The organism is Streptosporangium sp. NBC_01639 (genome assembly GCF_045209755.1).
Taxonomy (GTDB): Bacteria; Actinomycetota; Actinomycetes; order Streptosporangiales; family Streptosporangiaceae; genus Streptosporangium.
Genome location: NZ_CP109272.1, coordinates 4609223 through 4621435 on the forward strand (window position 1 = coordinate 4609223; position 12213 = coordinate 4621435).

Annotated in this window: 9 protein-coding genes; 2 read left to right on the forward strand and 7 right to left on the reverse strand. The window is 68.9% G+C overall.

What is annotated here, in order from left to right; translation table 11 throughout:
• Positions 1 to 54 precede the first annotated feature (54 nt).
• The 4 genes from OHA77_RS21050 to OHA77_RS21065 all read right to left on the reverse strand — a co-directional run bounded on the left by OHA77_RS21050 (position 55) and on the right by OHA77_RS21065 (position 6154).
• Positions 55 to 1563 (reverse strand): protein kinase family protein, encoded by a 1509-nt coding sequence (locus OHA77_RS21050; protein ID WP_406311291.1) that lies wholly within the window; start codon positions 1561 to 1563, stop codon positions 55 to 57.
• A gap of 195 nt (positions 1564 to 1758) precedes the next feature.
• Positions 1759 to 3363, reverse strand: a complete 1605-nt coding sequence (gene murJ, locus OHA77_RS21055; RefSeq protein ID WP_406311292.1) for a murein biosynthesis integral membrane protein MurJ — start codon at positions 3361 to 3363, stop codon at positions 1759 to 1761.
• A 30-nt stretch (positions 3364 to 3393) separates the two neighbouring features.
• On the reverse strand, positions 3394 to 5586 hold the full coding sequence (locus OHA77_RS21060; protein ID WP_406311293.1) for a hypothetical protein: 2193 nt from the start codon (positions 5584 to 5586) through the stop codon (positions 3394 to 3396).
• 46 nt (positions 5587 to 5632) lie between these two features.
• The gene (locus OHA77_RS21065) at positions 5633 to 6154 is read right to left on the reverse strand and encodes a YbaK/EbsC family protein (protein ID WP_326826589.1); all 522 of its coding nucleotides are present in this window, start codon (positions 6152 to 6154) and stop codon (positions 5633 to 5635) included.
• A gap of 159 nt (positions 6155 to 6313) precedes the next feature.
• Here OHA77_RS21065 and OHA77_RS21070 point away from each other — a divergent pair, with 159 nt between their 5' ends.
• Complete coding sequence (locus OHA77_RS21070; RefSeq protein WP_406311294.1) at positions 6314 to 7723, forward strand: CCA tRNA nucleotidyltransferase; 1410 nt, start codon at positions 6314 to 6316, stop codon at positions 7721 to 7723.
• Between the two features lie 16 nt (positions 7724 to 7739).
• Here the strand turns inward: OHA77_RS21070 and OHA77_RS21075 are convergent, their stop codons facing one another.
• The gene (locus OHA77_RS21075) at positions 7740 to 9029 is read right to left on the reverse strand and encodes an MFS transporter (protein ID WP_406311295.1); all 1290 of its coding nucleotides are present in this window, start codon (positions 9027 to 9029) and stop codon (positions 7740 to 7742) included.
• A gap of 136 nt (positions 9030 to 9165) precedes the next feature.
• Here OHA77_RS21075 and idi point away from each other — a divergent pair, with 136 nt between their 5' ends.
• Positions 9166 to 9747, forward strand: a complete 582-nt coding sequence (gene idi, locus OHA77_RS21080; protein ID WP_326826586.1) for an isopentenyl-diphosphate Delta-isomerase — start codon at positions 9166 to 9168, stop codon at positions 9745 to 9747.
• A 208-nt stretch (positions 9748 to 9955) separates the two neighbouring features.
• Here idi and OHA77_RS21085 read toward each other — a convergent pair whose 3' ends face one another.
• Complete coding sequence (locus tag OHA77_RS21085) at positions 9956 to 11035, reverse strand: inositol-3-phosphate synthase (protein ID WP_326826585.1); 1080 nt, start codon at positions 11033 to 11035, stop codon at positions 9956 to 9958.
• A gap of 27 nt (positions 11036 to 11062) precedes the next feature.
• Positions 11063 to 11752 carry a helix-turn-helix transcriptional regulator gene (locus OHA77_RS21090; RefSeq protein WP_406311296.1) on the reverse strand — a complete coding sequence of 230 codons (690 nt, stop codon included), beginning with the start codon at positions 11750 to 11752 and terminating at the stop codon, positions 11063 to 11065.
• Between the last annotated feature and the right edge of the window lie 461 nt (positions 11753 to 12213).

Consider the following 12213-nt stretch of genomic DNA (forward strand, 5'->3'; position numbering starts at 1 on the left):
AAATCTCCGATGATCGTCAACAAGACGGGTAAAACCGATCAAATCGCTCTGGCGTCACTTCGTGGCGAGGACCTTCACATCGATCACGGTTCCCCGGAACTTGCCCTGGTAGGTGGGCATCTTGGTGAACCAGATCAGGATGTGTCTGCCCTTCTCCGGGGACTCGGCGGAGAAGACCTTCTTGCCGGAGGCCTCGGCGGACTTGCCGATCGCGGTCATGTCCTTCAGGCTCTGGGAGTCGCCGACCCTGACCTCCGCGGCGCCGCCGGAACCGCTGCCGAAGTCGACCGACACCTGCTTCACCGACATGCTCTGGTCCAGGGTGAGCATCAGGCCGACGCCGTCCTTCAACCGGCCGAAGTCCTCGGAATTGTAGGACTCGGAGTGCCAGTCGGTGGAGGGCTTGCCGTCCACCGCGTAGAGGGCGAGCTCGGGCCGCTCGGCACCGTCGGTGCCCAGCGGGTCGAAGCCGGAGGCGGAGGCGGGCTTCACCTCACGGGTGGCGGCGGCGACGGTCGCGGTGGGTTTGGCGGTCTGCTCCGCGGTGGGGGTCCCGGCGTTGCCGATGCTGCGGCCGAGCGTCCAGGCGCCCAGGCCGACGGCCACCATCACCAGGAGCACGACCATGGTCATGGCCACCTTGTTGACCATACCGCCGCCTGCCGGGCGCGGGTGGTGCTGCGGCGGGGCAAGGGGCGGGGCGGGGCGCTGGGGCGCCATGGCGTCCAGGCCCTCCGAGTGCGAGGCGGCCACCGGGAGCGGCTGCTGCGCCGCGGGCATCGGCATCGGCATCGGGGTGGGCCGGGGCACCGAGGCCAGCGCCTCGGCGACCTCGTCCGGTGTGGTCAGCGGTTCGAGCCCGCGCCGGCTCTCCGGCAGCATCGCCCGGCAGGTGATGGTGTCGAGGTAACCGGGGACGCCCGCGGTGACCTGACGCGGTGTGCAGAAGTGACCGTCGTCCATGGGAGCGGCGGGCAGGCCGCCCTCCTGCTCGTCGCCCGGCCAGTGGCCGGTCAGCCCGGCGTACAGCAGCCGGCCGAGGCCCTCCGCGTCGGCCCGGGCCGGGTCGTCGCTCGTCACGTCCGCCAGGACGGCGTCGACCCCCACACCGAGCAGTTTGACCGTGCTGCCCGCCGTCCACACCAGATGGTCGGGGGTCAGGCACAGGTGGGCCTGGTCCGCCTCGTGCGCGTGGGCCAGCGCCTCGGCCGCCTCCGCGACGAGCGCGGCGGCCCGTTCGGGATCCAGCGGCCCAGAGGTGATCATGTCGGTGAGGGTCTCGCCGCTGACCCATTCGCTGACGACATAGGAGCGGCCGTCGTCCTCGGTGGCGTCGAAGACCTGGGTCAGCCGCGGGTCGGTCAGTCTGCTGGCCGCACGGGCGGCCGTGACGACCTCGTTGAGGCGGGGGAAGTCGGGGTCGAAGGTGTGCACGGCGACGGGCCGGGCGAGCACTTCGTCGATGGCCTTCCAGAGCGTCGCTCCGCCGGACTCATGGACGCGGTCCTCTAGCCGGAAACGCTCGGCCAGCTTCATACCGGGCTCGATGGCGGAGGAACTCATGAGCTCTCCGTAACTGAGAACACGGCAGCGCCATTCCGGGTTGATACATCAGGACACATCTTGCGATGCCGGGTGGATCCGCCCACGCCCTCCTGCTTCCATTAGCCGCATGTCGTCACACGCGTCGCACCATGGTAGTCCCGCGCCGGTTCCGCCCGTGTTCGTCTTGTCAGACGCTTGGGACAAGTCTTGGGGTTACCGGCCTACCCGGCCTGCGACCATTCCAACGATCGAACTCACTTCCGGGATGCGCATCCGGTGCGCGATGACCAGATAGAGCACCATACCGAGACCGCCGCCCGCGGCGAGCATGATGGCCGCACTGAGCGCGTGCAGATCGGTCGTCTCCTGCGTGATCCACAACACACCGAGCGCGGCCAGCGCGGCGGGCAGGCCGGCCATGAACATCCGGGACAGCCCGGCCGCCACCACACGCCCCTGCAGGCCGTGCACGCGCCGGCTGGCGAGGGCCCAGGCCACCCCGGTGCCCACCACGTAGGTGATCGTGAATGCGAGGGCCAGGCCCATGACGACGTATTCGGCGGGAAGGGTGAAGTAGGCGACGACGCTGAGCGCGATGCTCAGCGCGGTGTTGCCGGCACCGATGAAGACCGGCGTGCGGGTGTCGCCGAAGGAGTAGAAGACACGCAGCAGGAGCTGGAAGATCGAGAAAGGCACCAGCGCCAGGCCGAAGACCTGGAGCACGTTGCCGATGTAGACGGCCGAGTCGACGGTCATGTTGCCCCACGAGAAGATCAGCACGGTCACCGCGGGGCCGAGCACCATCAGCAGCAGCCCTGCGGGCACCATCAGGGCCGACACCAGCAGCACGCCCGAGGAGAACTCGCCCCGGACCGAGTCGAGCTGCCCCTCGTGCACCGCCCGGCTCATCCGTGGCAGCATCGCGGTGATCACCGAGACCGCGATGATCCCGTAGGGGAGCTGGAAGAACTGGAAGGCGAAGGTGTAGGCGGAGTTTCCCGCTCCGGGCGTCGTCTCGCCCGCGCCGGCGGAGAGCCTGGTGGTGACGAGGAACCCGATCTGATTGATGCCGACGTAGGCGAACGTCCAGGCGGCGGTCCGGCCCATCTCGCCGAGCCCGGCGTTGCGCAGGTCGAACCTGGGCACGAACCGGAAGCCCACCCGGTGCAGCGAGACGACCAGCACCAGGCACTGGGCCACGATCCCGGCGGTGGTGCCCAGGCCGAGCACGGCGAGGTCGGTGTCGGTCACCCTGTCGAGGTCCGCGCCCGCGTCGCCGAGCATCAGGTAGTAGGCCACCAGGACGCAGATCATCACGATGTTGTTCAGCACCGGCGCCCACATGGGGGCTCCGAACCTGTCGCGGGTGTTGAGGATCGCCCCGGCGATGGCTCCGACGCCGAAGAAGGCGATCTGCGGGAGGATGTACTTCGCCAGGGTGACCGCGACCTCGATCTTCCTGGCGTTCCAGTCGGCGCTGTAGAGGCTGATCAGCGGCCGGGCGAGCAGCACCGCCAGGATCGCCACCACGGTCAGCGTGACGGCTGCGAGGGTCATCAGCCGCTGCTCGTTGGCCCGGCCTCCGTCGGGGTCGCTCTTCTGCCGCTTGATGATCGCTGGGACGACGACGCTGCTCAGGATCCCGGTGATGAGGAAGTCGAGCAGGATGAACGGGATGGCGTAGGCCACGTTGTAGGCGTCGCCCAGATAGGCGGTGCCGATCGCCGCGGCGAGCATCGCCGTACGGACGAAACCCGTGACGCGCGAGACCATCGTGCCCGCCGCCATGATCGCGCTTGCCCGCAGGACCTTGCTCATCTCGTTCTCCTCCGCCGGCTTTTCCGGTGCTCAGGACTCGGTGCCGGCCGGCGCGCCCGCGCGCCTCGGCGGAACGGTGGCCGCCGAGGTACGGCGGCTTCCCCGGCGGCGCAGGACGCGCAGGACGACGGCTGCGAGCATCACCAGGAGGGCGGCACCGACGATCACCAGCGCGATCCCGGTGTAGCCGGTGGTGCGCACGGTCAGCTCGACGGGCTTGCCGTACTTCCGGCCGTCCTCGGTGGTGAGCTGGACCGCCACGGTGATCTGGCCGCCGGAGGTCGTCATCGCGGTCATCGGGACCCGGATGGTGCGGTTCTGGCCGCCCCTGATGGTGATCGACTCGTTCTGGGCCTCGTAGTTCTCGATCTGCAGCATGCCGGGCTGGTCCGAGGTCACCTTGAGCCGGACCGTGACCTCGTTGGCGTCGACGTCCTGGCCCAGTCCGTTGTGGACGGTGATCGGCACCTCGCCGTTCTTGCCGGCCAGCGTGCGGATCTGGGACTGCTCGGTACCGGTGATGGAGATCTTCCCGGTCCGTTCGTCGACCGCGCTCGCGACCCGCTTGACGTACGGCGTCGCGGCCTCGTCCCTGGCCCGCCAGGCGGAGGAGGCGAGCCGGAGCAGTGCCAGGTCGAACACGTCGATGTCCTGGTCCGTGGTCACCGCGGCGGTCAGGTCGGCGCGGGCGCCGACCCGCTTCACACTCGTCATGTACGGCTTGCCGAGCTCTTTGCGCCGGTCCTGGTCGGTGTAGGTGAGGTCGGCCCGCGGCGTGGGAACGCCCTTGCCCGGCTTGACGGCGCCGAGCGTGGTCGGGGCGAGCCACGGCAGGGCCGCGGCGGTCTTCGCCAGATCGGTCACGTAGGCCGGGTCCGGGTCCCAGCGCCGGGGCGGCACGGCGATCACGGTCCGGGCGGTGGTGACAGGCTCGGAACTGATCATCGCGGTCTCCGCGATGAACCTCTGGCGGTTGAGCAGGGCCGCGCCGGGAGTCGAGGTCTCCGCGCCGAGGATCTCGCTCAGCGCCGTGTCGGCGACCATCGCGGTGACCGGTCCGTCCACGCTCTGCAGGGTCGCCGTGGCGTCGGGCGTGGTGCCGGGCGTGGTGGCCGGTGGGGTCGTCGTCGGAGTCGTCGGAGCTGTCGGAGTCGTCGGTGGCAGGCTCGGCTCGCTCAGCAGCACGGAGCGGACGCCGCCGGTGGCCAGCAGGTCCAGCCCGTCGTAGTCGAGCAGCCCGTTGACCGGCCAGTTCACCTCGGTGACGACGTCGCGGCCGAGGGTCTCCTTCGCGATGATCCTGGCCGCCGAGATGCCGGTGCTCACGATGGTGTCGACGCCGTTGTGGGCGAGGGCGGTCACGTCGGGGTCACCGTACGGGGTGGCCACGACCGGAGGCTTGGCGAGAGCCGTACGGAGAGCGCCGAGCCAGGTGGCGGCCGCGGCGTTGGCCGGGCGGTTCTCGGTCTTGCCCTTCGTCTCGACCGTGTGCGCCCGGCTCAGCGCCCGGACGTCGTCGAGCAGGGCAGGTTCGACGAGCCAGGTGAGGCCCTTGGCCGAGGCGGTGTCCTGGGCGATCTTCAGCAGGTTGCCGAGGCGCTTCCCGGCGGTCAGCGAGGCGGACAGGCCGTCGCTGAGAAAGGTGCGGTCATCGGCCCTGCGCGGCTGGTCGATGATCGGCAGGACCATGGCGAGCCTGGTCCGCGGCACTTTGACGTCCTTGGGCAGGTAGGACACGAAGGTGCGCTGGATGGCGAGCTGCTGGCCCAGCGGATCGAGCACCTCGATCGCGACCGGGTAGACGCCGAACCGGGTGATCCCGAGCTGCTGCGGGGTGAAGTCGAACTGCCACGGCGCCTTCGCCGAGGGGGCGAGGCTCGGCGGCTGGAGGTAGCTCTGGGCACGCCAGGCCGTCGGCTGGGGCAGCTCGCCGTTCTGGTAGGCCTGCATGTCGGCACGCCGGGCGAACGGCTGGGACGAGTAGCGCATCCGGATCCGCAGGCCGGTGAGAGCCTCGGTGCCGGTGTTGGTGAAGGAGCCGGAGACGCTGACCTCGGTGGCCGGTTCGCGGGGCACGTCCGGACTCATCGCCTCCACCACGAGCTGGGGGCTCTGGCGGCTCGCCGTGGTCGTCCGGGCGTTTGCCGTCGCCGGAAGGACCACGGCCGCGAGAAGGAGCAGCGTGGTGGTGAGCACGGCGAGCGGAGTGGCCTTGTTGATCACGTGCCGGCCATGGGTGGAGTACGGCGCACGCCCGTAATGCTATGGCCTATCCAGCGAGGGGAAAGGTCGTCGGCTCCCTCCGTGACCGGGAATGGACTAGGTCAATGGGCTTCCCTGAGACAAGTGTGAGCAGGTGATCGGCCCGTATCCGCAGTGCCGTGTGCCGTTCTCCGGTGGGAGTGTGAACAAGTCCGGAGGTTCCGGTGAGCCGCTCGTCGACCAGCACGGTCAGCCCGGCGGGCAGCAGCAGCGGGCAGATCAGCCCGGCGGCGTAGTCGGTGACGGAATTCACGGTGAAGGCCGAGGCGAGACGGACCCGGCGGGCGCCCAGGACGCCGCCGACCAGGCCGGGCTGGGGAGGAGAGCCCACGGTGCCGGCGACGGCGATGTGTTCCCGGCCGATCCGGGTCGTGACCTCGAAGACCGTCACCTCCACGCAGGTCGCCGGTCTCGCGCACAGCAGCTCCGGCAACTCGTCGACGGATGTCATCGCGCGCGGAAGGCGTACGATCTCATGGTGGACCTGGTGTGCGAGGAGCCAGCGGTGGATCGCGAGGGCGTCCTTCATGTACGTGCTCCTTGCCTCGACGCACGGCCCCGACGGTCTCTTGACTGACCGTAACCTGGTGATCGCTTCAGGTGTATCCCCCCAGGGGAACATGTTCCGTAACCGAAGGACCTACCCGGCTTGTCCCTTTCAAATCTGTCTGAGAGTCAGCGGCACGGCATGAGCGAGCTGTTCCGAAAAATCGCGCCCGTGGCCGACGAACTCGGCGAACTGTTCGCCGCACGGGGCTACCAGATCGCCCTGGTGGGCGGTTCCGTCCGTGATGTCTTCCTCGGCAGGATCGGCAACGATCTCGACCTGACCACGGACGCCCGGCCGGAGACGGTCCTGGAGCTCATCCGCGACTGGGCCGACTCCGTCTGGACGATCGGCATCGACTTCGGCACGGTCGGCGTGCGCAAGGACAACTGGCTGCTGGAGATCACCACCTACCGGAGCGAGTCCTACGACGCCTCCTCGCGCAAACCCGACGTGGTCTACGGGGACACGTTGGAGGGCGATCTCGCCCGGCGTGACTTCGCGGTCAACGCGATGGCGCTGCGCCTGCCGTCCCGCGAGTTCGTCGACCCGCACGGCGGCCTGGACGACCTGCACGCCAAGGTGCTGCGCACGCCCGGCCCCGCGGAGCGGTCCTTCGACGACGATCCGCTGCGGATGCTCCGTGCCGCCAGGTTCGCCAGCCAGCTCGGATTCACGGTCGACCAGGCGGCGTTCGCCGCGATGAGCGCGATGGCCGAGCGGATCGAGATCGTCTCCGCGGAGCGGATCCGCGAGGAGCTGAACAAGCTGATCTGCGGCGAACACCCCCGCGAGGGGCTCAGGATCCTCGTCGACTCCGGCCTCGCCGCACACGTCCTTCCCGAGCTGCCCAGGCTCCGCCTGGAGATCGACGAGCACCATCGGCACAAGGACGTCTACGAGCACACGCTGATCGTGCTGGAGCAGGCGATCGACCTGGAGGAGAACGGCCCCGACCGCATCCTGCGCTGGGCTGCCCTCCTGCACGACGTCGGCAAGCCCAAGACCCGCCGCCACGAGCCCGGCGGGCGCGTCTCCTTCCACCACCACGAGGTGGTCGGCGCCCAGCTCGCCAGAAAGCGCATGTCGGAGCTGAAGTTCCCCAAGGACGTCGTGGCCGACGTGTCCCGCCTGGTGGAGCTGCACCTGCGCTTCCACGGGTACGGCACCGGCGAGTGGACCGACTCGGCCGTCCGCCGCTACGTCCGCGACGGCGGGCACCTGCTCGAACGCCTGCACAAGCTGACCCGTGCCGACTGCACCACCCGCAACAGGCGCAAGGCCCAGGCCCTGTCCCGGACCTACGACCAGCTTGAGGAGCGCATCGTCCGGCTGGCCGACGAGGAGGAGCTCGGCAAGATCCGTCCCGAGCTCGACGGCAACGAGATCCAGGAGCTCCTCGGCGTGTCCCCGGGCCCCGTCGTCGGCCGTGCCTACAAGTTCCTCCTGGATCTCCGCCTGGACAAGGGCGTCCTCGGCAAGGAGGCCGCCGCCGAGGCCCTGCGCGTCTGGGCCCACGAGAACGGGCTGTTTCCCGGACCGGGAGAGTGACCCGGGCCGGAGAAGATCACGACGGCAGCGGCTCGGCCGTCCGGGGCGGCGCGACCAGCCGGTAGAGCACCGCGCCGCCCAGATAGCCGGCGACGATGAGCCCGAGGACCGCCATCGACCTGCCGTTCGCCGGGAGCAGCATCGCGGCCAGGGCCGCGGCCAGCACGTAGGTGCCGTTGAAGAGCATGTCGTAGATCGAGAAGGCCCGGCCGAGGTAGGCGTCCTCGACGTCGCGCTGGACGCTCGTGTCCGCGCAGATCTTGATGCTCTGCCCGGTGATGCCGAGCACGAAGCCGGCGACCGCGAAGCCCCACTGCTGGAACGGCGCGCAGAACGCGAACGTCAGCACCCCGGCGGTGGCGAGCATGGCCGGCACCCATCTCTCGATGCCGAAGCGCTCGGTGGCCCACGGCGTGACCACGATGGCCAGGGCGTAACCGACCCCGGAGGTGGCGACCACGAGGGTGGCCGCGTTCAGTGCGTCCTCGGCGCTGTCGGCGAAGTAGTAGCGCGACAGCAGCACCAGCATCGCCGTGCACATGCCGTACATGAACCGGTGGGCGGCCAGCGCCCCCATCGCGGCGGCGGCACTCCGGCGGTGGACGAGGTGCCGCGCGCCGTCGGCCAGATCGCCCAGCACCCGGCGCATGGCCTCGCTGGTCTGCGGCCGGTCCGGGTCGTGGGCCGGGCCGAGCAGCTGCCTGTCCATGGTCCTGGCGATGAGTGCGCTGAGCCCGAAGACGACGCCGGAGGCGACCAGCAGCACCGCCGTACCGGTGTGGTCCGCCCCGAAGACCAGCCGGAGCAGGTAGCCGACGCCCATGCCCAGGAAGGTGACCACGGTCCCGGAGGTGGGGGTGACCGCGTTGGCCACCATCAGCCGGTCGGCGGGGACGACGTGCGGGAGCGAGGCTCCCAGCGCGGCCAGGAAGAAGCGGTTCACCCCGAGGACGGCGAGCGCGATGGCGTAGAAGACCGCGTCGGGGGTGTCGGCGACGAGCGCGGCGGCCACCAGCAGCAGCAGGGCCCCGCGGACCAGCGGTGCGATCACCAGGATCTGCCGCCGGGACCAGCGGTCGATGAAGACGCCCACGAAGGGCCCCAGGATCGAGTAGGGGAGAAGCAGTACGGCCAGCCCGGCCGCGATCTCGACGGCGCTGGTGCTCTTCTCCGGGCTGAAGAAGGCGAATCCGGCTACGGCGAACTGGAAGATCCCGTCAGAGAACTGTGAGACCAGGCGGGTGCCGAACAGCCGCCGGAAATCCCGCCCCTCAAGGACCACGCGTAGATCGGATACGAAGGACACGCGCTCAGCCTACGCGCGGCGGCCCTGAGGGGACATCGGGAACATCCCTGAGATCTACGAATGGACATTCCCCACCTTTCATGATCTAAGGCTGATCAGGCATGACAGGCCGACATGATCACGTACCCTCGGTTGAGTGACGTCTCATGAACACGTTGTGCTCGTCGACCCCGAGGGAAACCCGATCGGCACGGCCGCCAAAGCCGTCGTGCACGGTCCGGACACCCCCCTGCACCTCGCCTTCTCCAGCTACGTGTTCGACGACCAGGGACGGGTGCTCCTCACCCGCAGGGCGTCACACAAGATCACCTGGCCCGGCGTGTGGACCAACAGCTGCTGCGGCCACCCTCTGCCCGGCGAACCCATGCCGGAGGCGGTGGTCCGGCGCCTCGCCCATGAGCTGGGCCTGAGGGTCGGCACGGTCGACCTGCTGCTGCCGCGCTTCTCCTACCGGGCGGTCATGGACAGCGGGATCGTCGAGCACGAACTCTGCCCGGTCTACCGGGTGTCCGCCCGCTCCGGCGCCGTGCCCAACCCCGACGAGGTCGAGGACGTGCGCTGGATGCCGTGGAAGGAGTTCACCGAGGGGGTGGTCGACGGCACCCTGGCGATCTCCCCGTGGTGCCGCGAGCAGGTTCCCCAGCTGGTCGAGCTCGGAGCCGACCCGCTCGGCTGGCCGGTCGCCGACCCTGCCGGCCTCCCCGCCGCCGCCCGCTGAGCGGGGCCCGGACGGGGAAGCCGAGCGAGCCCGGGCGGGAGAAGCAGAACGGGCCCGGTCAGAGAGCTGAGCGGGGCCCGGGCGGAGAAGGCGAGCGGTCCCGGACGGGGACCGAGCGGGCCCTGACGGAGAAACCCGGACGGAGAAGCCCAGATGGAGAAGGAGCCCTCACCCTGACGGGCGGGGCTCCTTTCGCCTGCGCAGGGGGTCAGCGCTCGACCTCACCGCGGATGTACTTCTCCACATACTCGCGGGCCTCGTCGTCGGAGTACTGCTCCGGCGGGGACTTCATGAAGTAGGAGGAGGCCGACAGGATCGGTCCGGCGATGCCCCGGTCCAGGGCGATCTTCGCGGCGCGGACCGCGTCGATGATGATGCCGGCGGAGTTGGGGGAGTCCCAGACCTCCAGCTTGTACTCCAGGTTCAGCGGGGTGTCGCCGAAGGACTTGCCCTCCAGGCGGACGTAGGCCCACTTGCGGTCGTCGAGCCACGGCACGTGGTCCGACGGGCCGATGTGCACGTCGGCCTTGCCCATCTCGTGGGGGATCTGGGAGGTGACCGACTGGGTCTTGGAGATCTTCTTGGACTGCAGGCGCTTGCGCTCCAGCATGTTCATGAAGTCCATGTTGCCGCCGAAGTTGAGCTGGTAGGTGCGGAGCAGCTCGACACCGCGGTCCTCGAACAGCTTGGCCATCACCCGGTGCGTGATGGTCGCGCCGACCTGGGACTTGATGTCGTCGCCGATGATCGGGACACCGGCGTCGGTGAACTTCTGGGCCCATTCCGGGTTGGAGGCGATGAACACCGGCAGCGCGTTGACGAAGGCGACCTTGGCGTCGATGGCGCACTGGGCGTAGAAGCGGTCGGCCTCCTCCGACCCGACGGGCAGGTAGGAGACGAGCACGTCGACCCGGGCGTCCTTGAGGACCTGGACGACGTCGACCGGGGCCTCGTCGGACTCCTCGATCATCTCGCGGTAGAACTCGCCGAGGCCGTCGAAGGTGTGGCCACGCTGCACGGTCACGCCCACCGGCGGCACGTCGCAGATCTTGATGGTGTTGTTCTCCGAGGCCACGATCGCCTCGGACAGGTCACGCCCGACCTTCTTGGCGTCCACGTCGAACGCCGCGACGAACTCCACGTCACCGACGTGGTAGTCGCCGAACTTGACGTGCATCAGGCCCGGCACCCGGGCGCCGGGGTCGGCGTCCCGGTAGTAATGCACGCCCTGCACGAGCGACGTGGCACAGTTGCCAACACCGACAATGGCTACGCGCACCGAACCCATGGCACTCGCTCCCCTTGCTCTGAATGGTCAGTTGTCGTCTTCCGGAGCGATACGCCGCTCCGTGTCATCCGCTCCGGGCGCGGACGCCCGGGATATTTCCTCTTGCGTGGAACCTTCTGTGGAATGCCGCTCTTCGTCGGCCGAGGAGCCTCGCCGTTCGGTGGCGATCAGCTCATTCAACCAACGCACTTCGCGTTCGACCGACTCCAGGCCGTGACGCTGCAGTTCGAGGGTGTAGCTGTCCAGCCGCTCCCTCGTGCGGGCGAGCGCCGTGCGCACGCCGTCGAGGCGCTCTTCCAGCCGGCTGCGGCGTCCTTCGAGGATGCGCAGGCGCACCTCGGCCTCGGTGTGCCTGAAAAAGGCGAAGTGGACCCCGAAACTCTCGTCCTCCCAGGCGGAGGGACCCGCCTGGGTGAGCAGCTCCTGTAGCCGCTCCTTGCCCTCCGCGGTCAGCTTGTAGACGATCTTCGACCGGCGGCCGGTGAGCGTTATGGGGCTCTCGGCATGGGCAGGGGCGGTGGAGGACGCGCTGTCCTCCACGATGAGCCCGTCGGTCAGCAGCTGGCGCAGGCATGGATAGAGGGAACCGTAGGAGAAGGCTCGGAACATGCCGAGCAGAGCGTTGAGTCGTTTGCGCAGCTCATAGCCGTGTAACGGGGTCTCGTGCAGCGACCCGAGCACGGCGAGCTCCAGCACTCCGCCACGTCCGCCGGCCACCGGAAACCACCACCTCTCGCGTCGATGTATCGAGCCGATACATCTTGAGGATACGTCGAACCAACATATCTCTGCAATTAATGACTTTGCCAAGAGGTTGGGAGCAAACGGTAAAAAGCCGTAGTGTGACGCCTATGTGGTCACAGCGAACGGTGGTGGGTCATCGCCCCCGCACGGTCGGGACCGCCTTCCAATACGGGGAATCCCACGTTCGGGTGGGAGAGGTCTGCCAAGGTTGTTCTCGGAACCACCCGCGGGTCTCATCCGTCCTCGGAAATGGAGATCCACCCGAAGAAGTCGGCTACCAGTCAGCCAAGGCAGTGAGATCTTCCGCGCAGCGGAGATAATCTCACCCGCCAGCACGCCGTCGTAGACCCCGATGACCGAACGAGGACGCGTGAGTTACAACCACAGCCATGACCCGGAGCCGGACGGACGCCGCCAGGCTCCTGACGCGTCGG